Raw genomic sequence first — 20,850 nt, forward strand, 5'->3', positions numbered from 1 at the left:
CCGCCGTTAGCGCGGGTTCAAACTTGCGGTCTCTTGGTGAAAATCTGGAAGCTGACGCCAAACTTATCCGTGACTATGCCGTAGGCAGGGCTGAAATATGTCGCTTGCAGCGGCAGGTCGACTCGTCCTCCCACCCGCAGCGCTTCGTAACGCTTTTCGGCTTCTTCCGCCGTGCCCGCTGTAACGCAGATCGACACTTTCCCTCCTGTCGGATGGGGTTCACCCGGAAGGCTATCCCCAACAAACAGCTCCGATTCCCCGATCTTCAACACGGAATGAGCAACCCTGCTTTTGGCCTCTTCAGGCAGCGGCGACCCCGGATTCTCCGGCGCCTGCCCGAAAGTCTGCTTAAAAAGAACAACGGCGCTCAGCGCTTTCTCGTAAAACCGAATCGCTTCCTCGGTTCCGCCGTCAAGCGTGATAAACGGGTTAAGCAACATCGTCATCAATACCACTCCTCATTGGTTTGAATAGCCAGCCAACCGTTCTGCTGGACTTAATCCTTATTGTAGAGGATAATAGTGACAGGTATTGTCATAGATATAAAAACGAATGGAGCCTTGCGTATGTCCAAATCCAAAAGGCTGATGGAATTGATGATGACGGTCAACCGCAAGCGAAAATTTACCGTCAAAGAGCTGGCCCAAGAGTTCGGGGTCTCTCCGAGAACGATATTAAGGGACCTGCAGGAGCTGAGCGAGCTGGGGGTCCCTTTGTATTCCGAGGTAGGTCCCCATGGCGGCTACCAGGTGCTCAACGAAAGAATTCTTCCTCCGATCGCTTTCACCGAGGAAGAAGCGGTGGCCATATTCTTTGCCAGCCACGCCCTTCGGCATTATTCGTTTCTGCCGTTTGAGCCGGAGGCCGCTTCGGCATTGGGCAAGTTTTACAACTACATGTCGGGCGATGTCCGGGACCGGATTGACGGGATGAAAAACCGGTTCGACTTCATAACGCCGGTTCGCCGGTCGGAAGCCCCTTTTCTGGCGGTTCTGCTGGATGGGGCGATTCGGCAGCAAATCGTCACCATCGAATACGAATCGCAAGGCGGCAAGTCATGCCGGGAAATTCAGCCGGTTGGCATATATGCGAGCAACGGGTTATGGTACTGTCCGGCCTATTGTTTTGAGCGGGACGATTTCCGCCTCTTTCGCTGCGACCGGATCGCTTCGGCCGTTTGCGGACCGGCCGGCCGGAACCCCCTGGACCTTCGGCACGTTCATCTCGGCAACTGGGAATCGTTTGCGAAATCGAAGCCGGCCTACGCCGATTTCTATGCAGAGCTGAGCCCGGCGGGGGTTCAGGCCTGCGAGGCCGAACTGGCCCGGCGCGTCAAGCTGGTGATCCGCGAAGACGGTACCGGCTGCTTGAAGGACAGAGTGCCAACAAGCGAGATCCCCTTCTTGGCCCGTTTTTTCATCGGCCTCGGCCAGGAAGCCACCGTCAAAAGTCCTCCGGAGTTGATCGATTCCATACGGCGCAGCCTCTCGGAGATCATGGCGAAATATTCGAGAGAGGAGTAAACAAATATGAAAACACTTGAATCCGAGCGATTGATTCTGAGAGATTGGCGGGATAGCGACGCTGCCGACCTGTTCGAGTTTGGCCAAAGCTCCAGTATAATGAATGCAGGATGGGAAGTTCACGAGAATATAGCCGAAAGTCTTGAAATGATCCGTTTGTTGATCGCATCTCAGGAATCCTGGGCGATTGCGTTACAAGAAAGCGGCAAGGTCATCGGATACTTTGAGCTTCATGATACGAACAGATATGACCGCTATAAAGAAATAGAATATATCATTTCGGACGATTATCATAACCGGGGATACGCTACGGAAGCTGTTTTGCGGGTATTGGAATATGCTTTTTCCGAGCTTGATTTATTGGTTGTGGCGGTTTGCCATTATCCTCATAATGCGCAATCCAAACGCGTCATCGAAAAATGCGGTTTTACCTATGAGGGAACCCTGCGCAAATACAGCAAAAATTTAAGCGACAGCGTGCGGTATTCCATGATCAATGAAGATTGGGCCGCCCGCAATGCCACGCGGCGCTATTAAATGCCTCCCCGTCCCTGAGCGGCTAGCCGCTTACTTGAGATACCAAGTGTTTAAGCGCCTCTAGCAAAAAAAGACGGCACAGGGCCCCCCCATGTGCCGTCTTTAGTTATTTCGAATTCCGCATTATTTCAACTTGGCGACGCTCACGGCAACCTTCTCGATTTGCGCTTTGCTTAGCGAATGGTCGGGGGAGCTGATCGTTACGAATCGATCGTCCAGCTTAAAGCTCAACATCGGCGTGTCACTCGGCGTATACCACTTGGCTTGAACGCCGTTCGACAAGGTTACGGCGGTGCTGTCATATCCGTCCGAATAGTCTCTTGGCGAAATGTTCACGGTCATTTTCTTAAAGATCAGGTTTACGCCGTCATCCGTGGCAGCGACCTTTTGGTAAACGTCTCCCGAAATCATTTGTTTAGGAGCATAGGCTGCTTCGAAACCTTCGAATTTGGCGAATTCCTTGCGGATATTCTGCAGCTCCGCCGAGCTGTATTTGATATCCGTCAAAGTGTTCGCGGTTTCGCCCTTTGAACCGGATTGGCTGCCGGAGCCAATGAGAACCTGATGATTTTTTGCGTCATAGGATACCGGAACCTTCAAGGCGTCGGCAACCGAACGTACCGGAAGGTAAACCGTGTCGCGATAGGTGATCGGCGAGAGTTTGCCCCCTTTACCGTCCACTGGCGTATATGCGGTTCCGTTGACTTTGATCGAGAGATCATGGTTCAAATAAGCCGTGATTTTTTGCAGGTTCGTTCCCGCATAAACGCCTGCTGCTCCCGTCACTGTCATTCCCAGCACCATCAGCGATACAATGGATTTTTTTGTCATTTTGTTCATTTTTATTCTCTCCTTTTTCATATTTTCTCTTTATTTGAAATCGATAATCTGCGTTGCCGAAATCCCGTCTTTATCCGAGGCAGTGACCCCAAGCCGGGTGCCGGAAGGGCTCCAGCTGAGCGGATAGGTCGGAAATGCGTTAGGGGCGACAAGCGATACTTTGCCGGAATCCGAGCTAAAAACATACACTCCGTTCATTCCGCTCTTCTCCTCGGTGTATACGGCAAAAGCGAGCTTGGACGAATCCGGCGACCAAATCATATAAGGCAGCAAATCTCCTTTTCCGATCAGCGAGCCCTGGAGGCTGCCTTGGGAATTGTACATGCGCAGCTCCGTCCCTGGCCGCTCCTTGGTCGGCATGGTCGAAACGGCGATGCGTTTTCCGTCCGGGGACACCATGAAGGAACCCACTTCATGAATCAGCGTCTCCGGCTGGCTTTGCCCCGGTTCGAATCTTTTTAAATCGTGATGATCGTCCGTATAAAAAATCTGCCCCTGCCCCGTGCCGAACTGCGAGAAGTACTCTACCTCGGGATCATGAAATTCCAGCTTTTCGGACTCGCCGCTTACGGAAATTTCGCGAAGTTCTCCGGGCCCGTTCATGGAGCCGGCCGCCAGAACATACGTGTCATCGCCTAGCCAGCCGCCAAGTTCCAAATAGTTTTCCCCCTTAACTTCAACGCTTTCGCCCGTACTCAAATTTTTCACGAAATTGCGCGCGGTGTATTTGTCCTTCCACTTCTGAACGAAGCTGTACTTTCCGTCCGGGGATACCGTTTCCTTGATAACTTCCCCTTGCTGAGCCTCCGCTCCAGTGACCGTGCGCAGCTGTTTGTCGATGGCCAGATCGTATATCGAAGTCGTGTAGGAGTATTTCGCCTCCTCCGTGTCCGTGCCGGGCTTCACCAGCTTGGTCGTGGTGATTTTCACTTCCGTCTCGGATAGCCAGCCTTCGATATTGGCGCCCTCCAAGCGATGAATCCGTTCAATGGCCACTTCGCGGCTTTCACGGTTCCCGGAGTTCTTGACTACCGTCAGTTTGCGGTCTCCCCCATTCTGATCGTCGGGATGAGCGGAGCTCCCCGGACTCTGGATGCCGCCGGGACTCACAACCTTCAGCCCGCTGTTCTGGGACTGGCAGGCCGCCAAGCCGGCCGCAAGGATAAGCACTGAGCCGATTTTCAAGGCATTCGGTGTTCTCCAACGCTTAAGCTTCATAACAGGTCCTCCTGAACTTTTATTGAACCAGGGAGCTTCCGCCGTAGGCTTGGGGCGTCCCGCTTGGCTGCCCTGCTTCAAGTTTCCCTGTTGACTACAGTATAGGAGCGGGATATCTCCAAAACATATCCGGCTTGTAACGAACCTGTAAACAATATTCCCAAAAAAACGCAAAACATGAAACAGCCAAAAACGATAAAGCGAGGCTGTCCCAAAAGTAATATGGCTCATTTACGAACCGCTTGCTTAACTGAAAAAGGAATCCAAAGTGAAAGAAAAGATGGTGTCAGGGGCTATCCCTGTACCATCTTTTTCTATTGGGTCTATTGCCGCTTTCTAAGCAAATCGTCGGGAAGTGCCGGGCAAGTGAAAGCCATCCGATCTCCGGGCTGGATTACGGCAAGTTTCGAATTGAAAACGCCGTAAGCTTTGGTTGCCCTTGATTCACAGCGCGCAGGCCTGCGTTCGGATCCGCGTGAGGGCTTGCATGACCGGCAGTCCGGTCAGCCGGAGTGGGCTCGGCATCGAGAAAGAGCTGTTCGTGCGCAGCCGGGTTGAGCCCCATCGGGTTCGGATCCGGCATACTTTTGCCACGCAGGGGCGGCGGTCGCTGAAAGGGGCCGTCCTGGCCTGGAATCAACATAAGCGGCAAAAGGCGACTCCTCGAACGATTTCTCGAATAGCGGTATAAAATGGCCTTATTTCACTTCGAAACCGCATTTTTCCAAAAATAGCGATGCAAAATGGCCCTATTTCGGCAAAATGTCCAAAACCGAGGGAACAAGGAGCCTTTCTGAAGAAATAAGGCCATAAGACGGCGCTATTCATTTGGAATGAGGCCTCTCCAGTGGAAATAAGGCCATAATAGACCGCTATTTTATGTGTCGGAAGGATGCGGCGTTTGGGGATGTCGTTGACCAGGGTTAAGCAGACTAAACCAGTCCATTTGTTCTAACGCAAATCCTCGAAATCGATCCGGCAAGTTTTCTGCTCTGTTATTATGATGAGTTTACTATATTTTCTGCGAAGATCATTTTCAATTCTCCGGCGCATCCGGATTGGGGCGAAAGGCAGGAAGCTCAATCACGAACCGCGAACCGGTATCGTCCGACTTGTCCAGCCAAACCCGGCCATGCTGCTTCTCCGCCAAGCTGCGTACGAGCGGCAAGCCCAGCCCCGTTCCTCCCGTCGCTCTCGACCGGTCGGCGCTTACCGTATAAAACGGTTCAAAGACCCGGTTTTGCAGTTCGGCGGGAATCCCGATCCCCGTATCTTCGACCTCAATGCGCATGACCATCCGGCCCTCTACATCCGTCTCCAAACGATTGAACAACATGACGCGTCCGCCGTGTTTATTGTACTTGACCGCATTGTCCAGCAAATTCAGCACCATATGCGTCAAATTATCGGGATCCGCCCAGACGGTTCCTTCCGTTAAGCGGGTTTCCAAAGTGACTTCACTTTGCGCGGCTTTGGCCGCAAGCCGTTCCGCCGCTTCCTGAAGCAGCGGTTTTACCCGGACGTCTTCCGCTTTGGTTTCAAAATCGTACACGTCCATGGAAGACAGCTGCAGTGCTTTCTCCACCAGGCGGTACAACCGCTCGGCTTCCTTGCCGATTTGCTCGCGGGCCTGCTCCAGCAGTCCCGGATCATCCCGGTACATTTCCAGCAGATCGGCATACGCCAAAATGGAGGTCAGCGGTGTTTTCAGCTCGTGGCTGATGTTGCCGATGAACTGCTTTTGCTGCTGCTCCAGCTCCTGCAGCCGGGCGATGGCCGCAAGCAGCTTCCGTTTTTCTTCCGTCAGTTGGCTGACCGAGGACGAGATGCTCCGGCTCATCTCGAAAATCCCCTGGGACAGTTCTCCCAGTTCATCGCTGCGGCGCACCGGCGGCACCTCCAGGTATTGTCCCTCGCCAATCCTCCTGAATGCGGCATTCAGTTTCCCGATCACGTTCACCTGCCGGTAAACGTATAAATAGCCGATCAGGAAACCGGCGGCCAGCACAGCGGCTCCGGTTAAGATAAACAGCTTTTGGATGCGCGCGTAGAAGGCGTACTGCTCCGCCAAGGAAGCATGAAATTGCACCGTTCCGAGAAATTGGTCCGCGTTATAAAGCGGGGCGAGATAGAGCACCTGGTCCCCTTCGGTAATGTAAGCCGACTGCCCTTTGGCCGTGTAGGCAAGCGCATCCTCCACATCGGCCTTCGGCTCGATCGGAAGCGAGGTGCCGGCAAACGTGCCGTCCGTTTTGTAAAGCGTCACCGCCATGCCGCTTTGTTCCCCGAGATCCACGGCCAGCCGCTGTCCGCTCTGCTCCATAAACGCATCCGGAACCACCCTTTGTCCGGTCAAATATTCCTGCCGTACCCGCAAATTCGCCGCATCCGCCTGGTGGGCAAAAGACTGCTCCAGCCTGGCGCGCTGATCCTCGCGGATTCCCGCCAGCACCAGCGTGCTGAGCACGATCATCACAAAGGCCAGCAGCAAGGCGAGCATCAGCAGCATTTTTCCTCTGAGGCCGATCCTTAGTTTCACGTTCGCTTTCGCTGTCATCGTTAGGGCGTCCTTGTACTTTTATAGCCGATGCCGTACACCGTTTGGATCAATCCCTGCGCATCTCCCAGTTTTTTGCGGAGCCGCTGAACATGAATATCCACCGTGCGGGTTCCTCCGGCGAAATCCATCTCCCAAACAAGCTCCAGCAAAGCTTCCCGGGAATATACGCGCTCCGGGTTCCGCGCCAGCAGCGCCAGCAGGTCGAACTCCTTCGGAGTCAGCTCCAGCGGCGCGCCGTTCACGCGGACCGTTCGGCCGAACGGATCGACAGCAAGCGCACCGAGGTGCAGGACCTCCTGCTCGGGAAGGGCAGGGGCGGCGTTTTCATTTCCGCGTCTGCGGGACAACGCCTTGACCCTGGCGATGATCTCACGCATATCGAAGGGTTTGGTCATATAGTCATCGGCGCCGAGCTCCAGCCCCAGCACCTTGTCGACAATATCGTTCTTGACGGTCAGCAAAAGGATGGCCGGCCGATCCTCCCGTCCCTCCAGCCTGCGGCACACCTCATATCCGCTCAGCCGGGGCATCATCACATCCAGCACCATCACGTCGGGCCTGAATGTCTCCACGGCACCCAGCGCCTCCTGGCCGTCTCCCGCCGTTTCCACGGCGTAGCCTTCCCTTTGGAGGGCATAAGCAACCGCACCCGAAATGCTGGCTTCATCATCCACTACGAGTACCTTAACCAAAATCGTCCACCTCTTTTCGCTGCCTCTTTGTCTGGCCTGGCTGCAGCCTACCGCAGCTCCTCGCCTCTTAGACGGTCCTCGACTTCCCGAAGCGTCGGCAGCGCCGTCATCGCTCCTTTGGCTGAGGCGGCAAGCCCGCCGGACACACTGGCAAAGCGGGCCATCTCGGCCGCTTCGTCCGGCGTAAGCCGCCCGATCCCGCCCTCGTACCGGTCCAGGCGGTACAACAAAGCGGATACGAAAGCGTCTCCCGCCCCCGTCGTATCGACGACGTTCACCTTCAGCGCCGGCACTTGCCTAGCTTCACCCCGAACAACCACGATACTTCCTTCGCCGCCCCGGGTGACGACGAGCAAAGGAACGGCGTACTTAGCCGCAAATGCCTTGGCCTTATTAACCGTTTCCCGTTCGTGGCCAGGGAAGTTAATGGTTTCGGACTCCACCGCCAAAAATTCCAGCTCTTCCTCCGAAATCTTTACAAGGTCCGCTTGGTCCATCATCGACAAAATCACGGCTCTCGCCGTATGCTCATTCTCCCACAAGCTCAGCCGGAGATTGGGATCATAGGAAACGATCAGTCCGTTTTGGCGGGCGAGTCTGAGCGCTTTAAGCGTTGCGCTTCTCGCCGGTTCGCCGATCAGGGAGATCGACCCGAAATGAAACACGCGGTGATCCCCGAATACATCCGGGCGGATCTCCTCTTCACGCAAAAACCGGTCGGCGCCAGGGTTAAGAAAAAACTCGAAGCTGCGCTCGCCGCCTGGCGCCAGGGTCACAAAAACAGCCTCGGTACGCGCCTCTTCCGAAAGGATCATGCTCTCCGTGTCCACGCCGTACTCCGCCAACGTCTCCCGCAAAAACCGGCCAAGTACGTCCCGGCCCACCTTGCCGATAAACGTTGACTTCGCTCCCAGCCGGGCAGCACCGACGGTCACATTGGCCGGCGCTCCGCCGGGACTTTTGCGGTAAGTCGAATTTTGTTCGTCGAGCGGGATAAAATCGATCAGCGCTTCGCCGAGCGAAATAATCCCCTGCCTTCTTTCCTTCATCTGCATTCTCTCCTTTGCCATAGGACTAAATACAACACGGACAAATTCGAACCTCTTTCGAATTCAAGCGGCTCCAGGGACTTACCCCGCGGAATGCGCGCCTCCCGACAGGTTCAAGCCAATCACTCCGGCGATGATCAGCATCAGGCAGATTGCTTTAAGCCAGTTCATCTGTTCCTTAAAGAAGATCATGCCTACGACAACAATGAGCACCGTGCCAAGCCCCGACCAAATCGCATACGCCGTTCCCACGTTCAGCTTTTTCAAGGACAGACTCATCGAGCCGAAACTTAATATGTAAAATACCGCCATGGCCACCGACGGCCACAGCCGTGTAAAACCTTCCGACAGCTTCATGAACGTCGTGCCGCACACTTCGAATAAAATCGCCAACCCCAGCCATACATAAGCCATAGTTACTCCTGCTCCTTTGGTTATTGTCGGGCGAAATGAAAGTTACTCCGCGAAATACCCGTTCGCCGCCGCCCTTTTTCCAGTGTATAGCAGTTAACGGCCGCCTGCAAAAAAACGCAGCTGATGAATATTGGGGCCGGAGCCCCAAATTGCGGTGCCCGAATCACCGGATTGTTGCAGGTACAAATTTGCCGTGATGCTTTACCGGGAAGTTTTGCCGGGAACTTTGCCTGGAGCTTCGCCGGGATACTGCTTTAAAACTCTGCGAGACGGCCGGTATGAAAAATGTCGAATTTCACATAACAATGGGCGCATGGATCAGGCAAAGCGGCTGATATGATGTTTAATGCGCTGCAACGGGAAATTGGTCTATGTAAATCGCTAAAATGTTGGGTTTTGTGCAGCAATCGGATCATCATCCTGGCATTAGCTGCGAAATGTTGTACTTTGTGCAACAATTCAACCGTAATCCGCACATTTATGGCCGAATGTTGCATCTTGTGCAACATTTTTGACCTTAGCGCCCGTTTTTCAGCCGATTTGCTGAAATATGTTGCACTTTATGCAACAATACCCGGCTGCAGCCGTTCCTCCCGCTCAAAAATTTGCACTTTATGCAACAATTCCTGAAGGCGCCTCCCAATGTGATTACTAAATGCGACCTTAAGTAACTTCTAACGCAACTCCTAATGCGACACTATTGCGACCTCTATTGCAACTCCTAACGTGACCTCTAATGCGAACCCTAATGCAACTTCCTAACTTGACTCCCAATGTAGCTCTATTGCGACTCCTAAGGCGTTTACCAACGCAGCCGCAAAAAAACAGAAAAAGGCCCCCGCAACATCTTTACGATGCCACGGGAGCCTTTTTCTGTCAATTTAGAGATATCAACTCTGTCCGATCGGCCCGCGTTTCAATGAACCAAGGCCGGGGAGCTTAAACGTGAATGCCGACCGTTACGATCTCGCACGGTCCGGTCAGCAGCGACAAGCCGCCTGCGGCATTCCCGGCGATCGGCTGGGCTGTTTCTTCCAGAATCGTCGTTTTGTAGAAATGGCTGTGCGAAATATTCAGGCTCAATGTCAGTTCCGACATTTTGCCGCTCATGTTGTACCAGCGAAGCATCAGGTCGCCCGACTCTTCGTTCATTTTCAGCGAAGAGAAAGCCAGTTCCGCGCCTTCCCATTGCAGCGCCGCATAGGAAGGAGTCAAGGCTCCGTCATGCAGTCCGGTTTGGGACAACGTCCACGGAACCTGGAATTGATAGGCTTCGGCATAAGCGCCGGAGGCCATGCCGTCCCCGTTGTGCGGGATCAGCTCCATACGTGCGGTATGCACGCCAAGGCACTGCGCTTCCGGTGTCGGGAACAAGCCCCAGTCGCCGAGCTCGCCCACCGAACGCAGCAGCGTGACCGCAATCGTGTTGCGGCCGTCGCGCAGCACTTCGTATTCGTTCAGGCCAAGGTTGGCCACCGTTAAGCCTGCCGTACCGTCGCTGACATCGACAAAAGCCTGTTGGTGCTGAGTATAGCTCGGATTTTCCCATTCCGGAGCCGGCTCATTGTCCCGTACGGCGATTTCGAACATGGAATCGGCGTTGTGCACCGAAGCGGCCAAATCGGTCGGGAACAACGCCCGTACCCGATGGTCCTTCGCCGTGTTGTCGATGGTCGTTTCGATGTGCAATCCCTTGCCGGCCGCTTCCAGCGACACTACCGTCCGAAGCTTCAACACGGTCGTCTGGTTGCTTCGTCCGGCTTTGCGCCAAGGATAATACACAAGCTCCCGCTGTTCTTCATCGAGCTTGGCATCGCCCGAGGCCGGAACCTCCCAATCGTGGCGAATTTCTACGGAAGCGCGGTAAGGTGCGTCTTCCAGCACCCGGATTTTGGCCGTGAGCCCCTTCGTCGTAAGCGCCCGCTCGCCGTCCGGTTGTCTGTACATATATTCGTTGCCGATATCGCCGGTATCTTCGTAAACGCCAAGATCCGTGAACCGCCGGCCCGTCGATTTGTCCGTTAATGCAAACGACCCGTCTTCGGCGATTTCCACCTTGAGCAGATTGTTCTCCATGACCATATCTCCGGTAAAGAGGGAAATCCGTTTGGAAGGGGCCGCCAAGCGGCGTACCCAAGCAAAAGTGCGGAAGCCGAGGGCCGCGATTTGATCCGCCTGGAATGTGATTCTTACCCGGCGGCACATATAAGACTGGCGGAATTTATCGTCGGGAAGGTCGTATCCGAACAACAGTCCGAGATCCTCCACCGTGCAAGGCACCGTATTGCCCTTTTCATTGACCAGTTCCCGGCCGGAAAGATCAACGGACTTCATCCGGCGGGCTGTTTCTTCCAGACCGAGGCCGTCCCTCAAGTACAAGCGCGCGGCGTCAAGTTCGATGCTCACCGTTCCCGTACGGGTCCAGCCCGTCGTGTTCATGACGATCAGCGGCAGCGGGTCCTCGCCGAACTTGGCGAAAATGGACGTGTTTACCGCTTCGGCGATCGCCGTTTTGCTGTCGTCGATCAGCGATTCGGCTACGTGGCGGCTTTTGGCATAACGCGTCACCATCTCGCGGTGCACTTCGTCCACGCTGCAGCCGCAAATGCTGTCATGCGGATGGTTCTGCATCAGCGTCTTCCATGCATACGTAAACAGGTGATGCGGATAATCCTTGCCAAGCAAACTAGCCATCGAAGCGAGCGGCTCCGCTACTTTTTCCAGCAGCGCCTGCCCTTCCTGATTCATCTGCTTCAAATAGACGCGGGCCGAAGCCGTGTTGACCAGCGTTCCCCAACCGTCGGTCCGCTGGCTGCGCAGCTCGCCCTTCACCGTGGAGAGTTCGCGGTCCAGCGCCCCGTCCAGCGCCCGCAAATAGTCCGGAAAGTTCGAATGGACGAACTCCGTATCCGGGTAGAGCTTTTGGGCCGTGCGGATCGCTTCCGGCAGATCAAGCTGCAGCGGCTGATGGTCGCAGCCGTTCATGAACAGCAGCTCGCCGGTCGAAGCGTATTTCTCCGCGTCGGCCAGCTTGCGGTCCCAGAACTCTCTTGCTTCCGCCTCGTCCACCGGTACCTCGTTCCCGTTGGAGTACCAGTTGGCGAACAGGATGCCCAGCACCTTGGAACCGTCGGGTCCTTCCCAGATCAGCTCCGAAAACGAGGATTCATAACCGCCATCGGAGACGGTGTTATTGAACCCCGTCGGCTTCACGCCGCGGCCGAAAAAGGCGTTCTTGATGCCCGACTGCTGCATCAGCTGCGGAATTTGTCCGACAAGTCCGAACGTATCGGGAAAATAACCGATCTTGGACGGCTCGCCGTATTTTTTCGCGTCTTTGTGCCCGATTTGCATGTTGCGGATATTGGCTTCCCCGCTCGTCAGGAACGCGTCCTGCAAAATATACCAAGGACCGATCAGAATACGGCCCTCTTGGATGTATTTCTCCAAGCGTTCCTTGTTCTCCGGCCGGACCTGAAGGTAATCCTCCAGAATGATCGTCTGGCCGTCCAGATAAAAGCTTTTGAACTCGGAATCGCCGTCCAGTTTGTCCAGCAGAGCGTCCACCAGCTCGATAAGACGCACATGGTGCTTTTCATAAGGCAGATACCATTCCCGGTCCCAGTGGGTGTGGGAAACGATATGCGCCGTTCTTTGCTTCTTCATGGGCCGATCCCCCGCTTTCATGAAGGCAACCGGGCGAAATACTCCAAAGATCGCTTCTTCGGAATCATTCCGCCCTCGTGCCATCGAATTCTTTTGGCTCAAACTTATCTCTTACGCTTCCAAAGGGTACTCTTCCATGTATTTCAGCAGCTCATCCACGGTCGTGAACGCAAGTCCGGTTACTGTATCTGCGCAGCCGTAGTAAATGGCGATCCGGCCGGTGTCGGCGTCGGTCAAAGCCGCGCACGGGAAGGTCACGTTCGGCACGTCGCCCGTTAATTCGTACAGCTCTTCCGGGCCGAGAATATAGTTGCGGGAACGGGCTTTAACGATCCACGGTTTGTCGATGTCGAGCAGCGCCGCGCCCATGCGGTACACAAATCCGTTGCAGGTGTTGATCACGCCGTGGTAAATCAGCAGCCAGCCCTTGTCGGTTTCGATCGGAACCGGTCCCGGGCCGATTTTTTTGGACTGCCAAGCGGAGGCGTCGCCGTTAATGGTGCCCATCACGTAGCGGTGTTTGCCCCAGAACGTCAGGTCCGGGCTCACGCTGTAGAAAATATCCCCGAACGGTGTATGGCCGGTATCGCTCGGACGGCTGAGCATTGCGTAATGTTCCCCGATTTTACGCGGGAACAGCACTCCGTTGCGGTTGTACGGCAAAAAGGCGTTTTCCAGCTGATGGAACGTTTTGAAATCGGTCGTGTAGGCGATGCCGATCGTTGGGCCGTGGTAGCCGTTGCACCAGGTGATGTAAAAACGGTCTCCGATTTTGCAGACGCGCGGATCGTAACGGTATTCGCGTTTGGTCACTTCCTCGTCGCCTTCGAACACGATCGGCTCATGGTTGATTCTCCAGTTTATGCCGTCATCGCTGAAGCCTGCGAAAATGTCCATGCTGACCGATCTCGAGTCGCAGCGGAACACCCCGGCAAATCCGCCTTCAAAAGGAACGACGGCCGAGTTGAACACGCTGTTGGCATTCGGGATGGCGTGGCGTTCGATGATCGGATTGGCCGAATAGCGCCAGACCGGCGCATTCGTTCCGGCAGGCTTATCCTGCCAAGGGATGTTTTTCAGGGACTCGCCGATAATTTGGGTCATGTTTCTCTCTCCTTTGGGGTTGAAAAGTGTATAGATCGTTGTGAAATCGCTCATCTGGGATACAAAACTTACCGAAATCCCGCTCCGGTTCAGGTTCAATAAGGCCATCCGTGAGGCTTCCCACAGATCCTAACGGGCCATAGCCACGTTATTTCGGTGAAATCGAGGGCTTGCAGAACGTAACGGACTCCCTTGACCTTATTCGGGGTTTCGGCGCATCTTTCCGGCCTTTTTCAAGCAAATAAGAACACGTCGATCCGTTAGAAATTGAATCGCCCATTTGGGCGGCCAATAAGGGCTCTCAGATCCGTTAAGCCGCTGGCGGCCTAAGACAAGCCAGTCTAGCCAGTTAAGCCGCCCCTCTAACCATCGATCTTCCCTTATATCGTCGAAAATTACAAAATGCCTTCCTTCATCGCCCGGTACACGAGCTGCGAGAACAAGCTGTTCGACCAGGCGAACCATTTGCGGGTAAAGGTGTTCGGATCGTCGGCATGGAAGCCCTCGTGCATGAAGCCGGTGCCCGCGTCCGTCGCTTCCAGCATCGCGATCATTTCCAGCTTCTCTTCCTTCGTTTGCGCCGTGATGCCCTGCATCGAAAGCGCCATGTGCCAGATGTAATCCTCCGGCGTGTGCGGGCTGCCGATGCCTTTGGCCACTTTGCCTTCATAGTAGAACGGGTTGGCTTTGCTCAACGCAAACCGTCTTGTATTTTGATAGATAGGATCGTCGGCGCCTACATAACCGAGATACGGAATGGAGACGAGCCCCGGCGTGCCGGCGTCGTCCATCAGGCAGTAGTTGCCGAAACCGTCGGTTTCGTAAGCATAGATCGGCCCGAATTCCGGGTGCCGGTAAATGCCGTACAGCTTGATGCCGTGATCGACTTCAAATTCCAGCTCCTTAAGCTCAGCCAGGAAGTCCATGTCGCGGAATACCCATTCCGCGAACTCCTGCATCTGACGAAGCGCAACGACGGCAAACATGTTGCCCGGAACGTTATAGTGGAAATCGCAGGCGTCGTCGCTTGAGCGGAAGCCGGACCAGATCATTCCGGTGTAATTTACCGGCATACCTAGGCCGTTATTTCGCAAGGAGTCGGTCGGGATGCCATTGTTTCGGCTGAAGCGGTAAGGTGTCTGCTCGAAATGATGCTGCTCGGTTTTAAACAGATCGTAAATGCGGCGCATCGCCGATTTGAAGCCGGCGTCGAAAATGTCGGTCAATTCGGTTTCTTTCCAGTAGGTATACGCAAGACGGACAACAAAGCAAAGCGAGTCGATTTCGTATTTCCGTTCCCAAACCCACGGAGACATCTCCGTCACGTCCGTCGTGTTCCAGTGCCAATCGTTGGCGAGTTCATTAAAAGCGTTAGCGTACGGATCGATATGCACATAATCAACATGGCGCTTGATCAGCCCGCGGATAATGCGCTGCAGATCGGGATCATTTTTGGCAAAAGGCACATAATGAATGACCTGTTCGACCGAATCCCGCAGCCAGGATGCCGGAATGTCTCCGGTAATCACAAATGTCGTGCCGTCATCCAGCAACTTCGTCGTCGTTTCCAGCGTGTTCGGAAAACAGTTCTTGAACAGCTGCAGCAGCTTCGGACGGTGTTTCAGCTTTTCGTCGGCCTCCGCCAGTACGTCCTGGATGGACTGCGGAAGTTCCAGCTTCGGCATCGGGATTTTAGGGAGTCTAAATTGTTCCATTGACGGTTTCGCTCCTTTTTCGGATGAAAATCTATGACGCTGTTCTATTCGTTCGGTTAGCCTTTGATTTTAATCGTTTTGATTTCATAAGGGTTAAATTGCAGGCTGATGGGACCGATCTCATTGTCCACCGGCTCCAGCTCCTGCTCCAGCGCGTTCGACAGGAACACCCCGGTGTAAGGCAGCAGCCAGCTCAGCTCTACGCGTTCGCGTCCGCCCGCCGATTCGTACATGCGCAGGACGACTCCATCCCCGTCTTCGGCTGGTTTTACGGTGTCGAGAACAACATGTTGACCGGTGAAACCGACAAAGGAATACCGGCTTGGAAGCAGCCCCGCTTTGGCGGCGGAAGGCACGGCCTCCAGGGTATGATTGAGCTCGGCGGCTGCCCGCAACGTATGGGCTTCCTGCCAACTTCCGGCATGCGGGTACAGCGAATAAATGAATTCATGCTCACCCAGATCGGCGGTGATATCCGGCCATTTCGGCGCCCGCAGCAGGGACAGGCGAATGGTGCTGCCTTGAATGTCGTAACCGTATTTGCTGTCGTTCAGCAGGCTGACTCCATATCCCCGTTCCGAAACATCGGCAAAACGGTGGCCGCACACCTCATATTGCGCCTGCTGCCAGCTCGTATTGCGGTGAGTCGGACGCTCCAGCGCGCCGAATGGAATTTCATAAGTGGCCGTTTCCGTAACCACATCGATGGGAAAACCAACCTTAAGCAGCTTATGAGCTTCGTTCCAATTCACTTTTGTGCGGAAATCGATTCTTGGGTTCCGATGGTATAACACCATATCCTGCGTAATTTCCGATTGTCCCAGTTTCCAGCGGAAGCGCAGGACGTCCTGAACCGATCCGCGAGAAACGACGCGCTTCTCCAGCAGCACCGCGTCGCCGGCCGGCTGCTGTTCGTACCGGCTATCGATATCCCAGGCGTCCCACAGCGTCGGACGATCATGGAAGAAGTGAAAGCGGTTTGCCGCTTCCCCCGGGATGACGATCTCGCGGTCCGCGCGCTTATCCCACAGGCTGATGATTTCACCGCGGTCATTAAACCGGATCCGGTAGTATTCCGTCTCCCAGCCCTCCAGCGCGGAGTGCTCGGCCGTCTTCACCGACGTATCCGCATTCGAAGAACCCTCGGTATGAGCCGTTTCTTCGGTTCTCAGCCAAATCGTTTTATAACCGAATTTCGGCACCTCGGGAACTTGGACATAAAGCATCGGCCCAGTACCCTCCGTACTGTCTGCAACCGCATCGAAAGCAAGCCGAGCTCCGGTCTCGTCGTAAACGGCGATGTTCCGGATATCCATACCGGATTCGCTTAATTCACCGGCCGAAATCGACGCCACGCCCGTATAATCCCAGCCAAAGCTGTTGAACACGATATACGGCAGACCTTCGCCTTCCGTCGCAACGAGCCCGGCCAGTGCGGAAAGTCCGTTAGCGAGTCCGGCATTCCCGTGCTTGAATACATCCTTATATTCCTTCTCCGAAGTTTCATAGGCTTCCGTGATAGCCGAACCCGGAATGATATCATGGAACTGGTTGAGCAAAATCAGCTTCCAGCCTTGGTGCAACAACCGGCCAGTCTGCAGTTGCAAATCCTCGCTCATAGTCGGAGCCGCCAGCGCGCTCCAGATTTCCGCTTCCCGGTACAAAATCTCGGCTCTGCGGTTGTTCCGCTTATTGCGCCCGTGCGTCGTGTATGTTCCGCGATGGAGCTCGAGGTACAAGTCTCCGCGCCACTGCGGAAGCTGCGGCTGCGCCGCCTCAATCCCCGCGAAAAATTCCGCCGCCGTGCTGTATTTGCTTGCCGGCTGTCCAACCATCAGCTCTGCGCGGTTAATGTATTCCAGCATTTCGCGGGTGATCCCGCCGCCGCCGTCTCCATGCCCGTAGAGCAGCATCTGCTCGGGATGTGCGGCTTTTTCCCGGTAAGATTGAAAATGATCGTGAATGTCTTTGGGAAGCGTATTTTCGTTAACCCCATGATTGAGGTAGGAAAGAATCCGTGTGCCGTCAATGCCAACCCAGTGGAACAAATCGTACGGGAACACGTTCGTATCGTTCCAGCCCAGCTTGGTCGTCATAAAATAATGGATGCCGCCATGCCGCAAAATCTGCGGCAAAGACGCGCAGTATCCGAACGTATCCGGCAGCCATTCGATCTCCGATGTCACTCCGAACTCTTCCTGATAAAACCGCTGTCCGTACAGCATTTGCCGGATCAGCGACTCTCCGCTCGGGAGGTTCAAGTCAGGCTCCACCCACATGCCTCCGACCAGCTCCCAGCGGCCTTCCTTGATTCTCGTCTTCACCCGCTCATAAAGCTCGGGATCGTTCTCCTTCAAGTAAGCGAACAGCTGCGGCTGGCTTTGGGCGTAACGGTATTCCGGATACTCGTTCATCAAAGCGTCCACCGTCGAGAACGTGCGGCTCGTTTTGCGCACCGTCTCCCGCGCCGGCCACAGCCAGGCGATGTCGATGTGGGACTGGCCGATCATGTGCAGCAGCCCTTCGGCATTCCCGCCGATCCGGCGCACTCGCAGAATCAGTTCCTGTTCCAGGGCAGTGACAGAATTTCCTTCACGTATCGCCGCCTCGTCCAACAACATGTAAGCATCCATAACGTGATGCAGCGCTTCAACCAGCCGGATGCGCCGGAAATCCTGCTCCGGCAGAAGCACGGCGGAATCGCGTACCACGGTCGCCGTATACAGCAAGCTTTGAACCGGCCCGTTCACCAGTACCAACTGGCTGTGGATGCTGGAGATCGGCGGCTGAATATTCGCCTGCCGGTTCAGCGGATCCACCGGTTCCGGGATCGGATCAAACAGCTCGATCTCCAGATCAAGCGGTCCCCGAAACGCCCCTTTTTCGGGCTTCAGGGTCACAAAGGCATGATTCCGGTCCAGGCCTTGGAACGAATTTCCGTTGACGCGAAGCAGGCCTTCCCCTCCGGACTCGAATCGGAGGCCGACATGCCCTTTGTCCCAGCCGGCCGGGAGCTCCTCAAGCCGGGTCCGAAAGAAAAATGTCGTCCCCTGGGTACTCGGAAACCACTCTAAATTTTGCCCATCATATTCGATGGCAAGCTCTTTGTATTTTCCGGGATATTGATAGATCGAAGATGTGATCTCCCAATCCTGCAGTTCCTTTTGCTCCAACCACACCGATTCCGACAGTTCCCGGATAAAACGTTTGATTCGCTCCATTATCGCTCACCCTCCCGCACTGTCAAGCCCATGCTTTGCGTATCGTCTTCCGCATGCTTGCCAATGTAAATCCGGAACGCGCCGGGTTCGACCACCGGCTTATAATCACGCCCGATATACTGCAACTGCTCGGCGCCGACCGTAAAACGGACGACACGGGTTTCTCCGGGATCCAAATGGACTTTTCGGAAACCCTTGAGCTCTTTGCCGGGTCTTGTGACCGTGCTCGCCAAATCGGAAACGTACATTTGCACCACTTCCGAGCCGGCCCGCCGGCCCGTATTCGTAATTTCAACCGACACTTCGGCCGTTCCGTCCGCCGAAATCACCTCAGGCTGAACGGTAAGTTTGTCGTAGCTGAACTCCGTGTAGCTAAGCCCGAATCCAAACGGATAACGGGGCTTGGAATCGTCTTCGAGGTATCTTTTCCCCCGGGAACGTTTGGCATTGTAATACACCGGCAGCTGTCCGACATGCTTGGGGACCGAAACGGTCAGCCGGCCGGAAGGATTGACATCGCCGAACAGGATATCGGCGACCGCATGGCCGCCTTCCTGGCCCGGATACCACGCCTCCAGAATCGCGTCGGCATGTTCGTCCACCCATGGCTCGGCAATCGGCCGGCCGTTGATGTACACCACCACAAGCCGTTTGCCCAACTTGCGGACTTCCTGCATCAGCTCAAGCTGCACGCCGGCCAGTCCCAAGGTCATGCGGTCGATGCCTTCGCCGCACTCCATGTCATTCCACGAATCGTCCGTTACCTTGGACGCGCCGGTCTTAAGATCGATCGTTCCCTCGCCAAAATCGCGCGCGCTCGAGCCTCCAACCACCATCACAACCGTATCCGCCTTGGCCGCGCAGGCCAAAGCGCTCGCAAAGCCTTCCCGCGAGTCGCCCTTGATCCGGCATCCTGGAGCGTACAATACGCGTCCTGAACCATCCGACAGCTTGGCCTCAATGCCTTTCAGCACCGTCGCGACCTTGCCTTGCGGCTGAGGAGAAGTGTAATCGCCTAACTGGTTGTAGCCCTGGTCGGCGTTCGGGCCGATCACGGCAATCGTACCGGTACCACGATCCAAAGGGAGCGTCTCCCGGTCATTTTTCAAAAGAATTATTCCTTCCGCCGCAATTTGGCGTGCCAAGGCGACATGCTCTTCGCTGCCGATCAGCTCCTCCGCTCTTTCCGAATCGGCGTAAGGATGTTCAAACAGGCCAAGCTTGAATTTCAGCGCCAGCACCCGGCGCACCGCCCGGTCCAGCACCTCCGTTTCGAGCTTGCCCTGACGTACCGCCTCAGTCAAATATTGACCGAACATCTCGCCGGACATCTCCATGTCGATTCCGGCCTTAATGGCCTGAACCGACGCGTCAAGCCCGTCTTTCGCCACATCGTGTCCGCCGGCGAGCATGTTGATGGCGCCGCAGTCCGTAATGACCATGCCGTCAAATTCCCACTCGCCCCGGAGCACGTTCTCCAGCAAATCGGCGTTCACCGTACAAGGAACGCCGTCAATTTCGTTGTAAGCCGGCATGATGGACAACGCCCCGGCTTCCACCGCTTTCCGGAACGGATACAGGTCCACTTCAAGCAGCTCCCGCCAGCCCATATGAACCGGGCCCGCGTTTCGTCCGCCCTCCGAACTGCCGTATCCGGCAAAATGCTTCAGCGTCGCAACCACGCTGTCTTCGCGATCCAGCGCCTCGCCCTGCAATCCCTCGACGGCCGCCGCGGCCATCTCACCGATCAGGTAAGGGTCCTCGGCGAAGCATTCCTCCGTACGGCCCCAGCGCGGGTCGCGGACGACATCCAGCACGGGCGAATAGGTGACCGCGCCGCCTTGCGCGCGGGTCTCCGCCGCCACCGCACGGCACATCTCGCGGTACAGCGGCACGTTCCAGGTGCTGCCGATCGACAGCGGAACCGGAAATACCGTGCCTCCGATCGCCATGTGTCCATGCGAGCACTCCTCGCCGATCAGGATCGGAATACCCAGGCGCGAATGCTCCACCGCATAACGCTGAATCAAATTGACCGCTTCCGCTCCGGCTTTCGGGGACAGCCCGTTTTCCAGCGTCACTCCGGTCCAAGGATCGGCCCGAAGCACGCCGTAAAGCGAGCCGATGCCGCCGTTTTCCACCTGCCGTTTGAACGATTCCTCAAGCTCCACGGAACCGTTTATATGTTTATAGGTCTGCCATCCGAACGGCTGTACGAGCTGGCCAACCTTTTCCTCCAAAGTCATGCGTTCGAGCAGATCATCGACCCGTTCCCCAGTTGGTTTCGTTTTATCTTTATAGATCAGCATCT

Annotated in this window: 15 protein-coding genes; 3 read left to right on the forward strand and 12 right to left on the reverse strand. The window is 55.4% G+C overall.

The window, feature by feature from the left end; translation table 11 throughout:
• Nucleotides 1–17: 17 nt before the first annotated feature.
• A complete protein-coding gene (locus tag ACI48K_RS14980; protein WP_475028416.1) occupies nt 18–446 on the reverse strand; it encodes a VOC family protein in 429 nt (142 codons plus the stop codon).
• A gap of 120 nt (nt 447–566) precedes the next feature.
• On the opposite strand from ACI48K_RS14980, the gene ACI48K_RS14985 reads away from it, so the two are divergent.
• Nucleotides 567–1,523 (forward strand): helix-turn-helix transcriptional regulator, encoded by a 957-nt coding sequence (locus ACI48K_RS14985; protein WP_475028417.1) that lies wholly within the window; start codon nt 567–569, stop codon nt 1,521–1,523.
• A 6-nt stretch (nt 1,524–1,529) separates the two neighbouring features.
• Nucleotides 1,530–2,060, forward strand: a complete 531-nt coding sequence (locus tag ACI48K_RS14990) for a GNAT family N-acetyltransferase (RefSeq protein WP_475028418.1) — start codon at nt 1,530–1,532, stop codon at nt 2,058–2,060.
• A gap of 123 nt (nt 2,061–2,183) precedes the next feature.
• Here the strand turns inward: ACI48K_RS14990 and ACI48K_RS14995 are convergent, their stop codons facing one another.
• Both ACI48K_RS14995 and ACI48K_RS15000 read right to left on the reverse strand, forming a co-directional pair.
• A complete protein-coding gene (locus ACI48K_RS14995; protein WP_475028419.1) occupies nt 2,184–2,900 on the reverse strand; it encodes a hypothetical protein in 717 nt (238 codons plus the stop codon).
• A 30-nt stretch (nt 2,901–2,930) separates the two neighbouring features.
• Complete coding sequence (locus ACI48K_RS15000) at nt 2,931–4,118, reverse strand: TolB family protein (RefSeq protein ID WP_475028420.1); 1,188 nt, start codon at nt 4,116–4,118, stop codon at nt 2,931–2,933.
• A gap of 487 nt (nt 4,119–4,605) precedes the next feature.
• On the opposite strand from ACI48K_RS15000, the gene ACI48K_RS15005 reads away from it, so the two are divergent.
• Nucleotides 4,606–4,809 (forward strand): hypothetical protein, encoded by a 204-nt coding sequence (locus tag ACI48K_RS15005; protein WP_475028421.1) that lies wholly within the window; start codon nt 4,606–4,608, stop codon nt 4,807–4,809.
• A gap of 345 nt (nt 4,810–5,154) precedes the next feature.
• Here the strand turns inward: ACI48K_RS15005 and ACI48K_RS15010 are convergent, their stop codons facing one another.
• From ACI48K_RS15010 to ACI48K_RS15050, 9 genes are all read right to left on the reverse strand, one after another.
• Nucleotides 5,155–6,675 (reverse strand): sensor histidine kinase, encoded by a 1,521-nt coding sequence (locus tag ACI48K_RS15010; protein WP_475028422.1) that lies wholly within the window; start codon nt 6,673–6,675, stop codon nt 5,155–5,157.
• A 2-nt stretch (nt 6,676–6,677) separates the two neighbouring features.
• Nucleotides 6,678–7,370: a response regulator transcription factor gene (locus tag ACI48K_RS15015; RefSeq protein WP_475028423.1), complete on the reverse strand. Its 693-nt coding sequence runs from the start codon at nt 7,368–7,370 to the stop codon at nt 6,678–6,680.
• A 47-nt stretch (nt 7,371–7,417) separates the two neighbouring features.
• Entirely contained in the window at nt 7,418–8,419 is a 1,002-nt protein-coding gene (locus tag ACI48K_RS15020) for a carbohydrate kinase family protein (RefSeq protein ID WP_475028424.1), read from the reverse strand.
• 81 nt (nt 8,420–8,500) lie between these two features.
• A complete protein-coding gene (locus ACI48K_RS15025; RefSeq protein ID WP_475028425.1) occupies nt 8,501–8,833 on the reverse strand; it encodes a DMT family transporter in 333 nt (110 codons plus the stop codon).
• Nucleotides 8,834–9,772: 939 nt separating this feature from the next.
• Nucleotides 9,773–12,499 (reverse strand): alpha-mannosidase, encoded by a 2,727-nt coding sequence (locus tag ACI48K_RS15030; RefSeq protein WP_475028426.1) that lies wholly within the window; start codon nt 12,497–12,499, stop codon nt 9,773–9,775.
• Between the two features lie 111 nt (nt 12,500–12,610).
• Entirely contained in the window at nt 12,611–13,603 is a 993-nt protein-coding gene (locus ACI48K_RS15035; protein ID WP_475028527.1) for a glycoside hydrolase family 130 protein, read from the reverse strand.
• A gap of 395 nt (nt 13,604–13,998) precedes the next feature.
• Complete coding sequence (locus ACI48K_RS15040; RefSeq protein WP_475028427.1) at nt 13,999–15,318, reverse strand: glycoside hydrolase family 125 protein; 1,320 nt, start codon at nt 15,316–15,318, stop codon at nt 13,999–14,001.
• A gap of 56 nt (nt 15,319–15,374) precedes the next feature.
• A complete protein-coding gene (locus ACI48K_RS15045; protein WP_475028428.1) occupies nt 15,375–18,539 on the reverse strand; it encodes an alpha-mannosidase in 3,165 nt (1,054 codons plus the stop codon).
• Complete coding sequence (locus tag ACI48K_RS15050; RefSeq protein WP_475028429.1) at nt 18,539–20,848, reverse strand: glycoside hydrolase family 3 N-terminal domain-containing protein; 2,310 nt, start codon at nt 20,846–20,848, stop codon at nt 18,539–18,541. Before ACI48K_RS15050 ends, ACI48K_RS15045 begins: the two co-directional genes overlap by 1 nt.
• Nucleotides 20,849–20,850 lie beyond the last annotated feature (2 nt).

The sequence above is a fragment of the Paenibacillus terrisolis genome, from assembly GCF_056171975.1.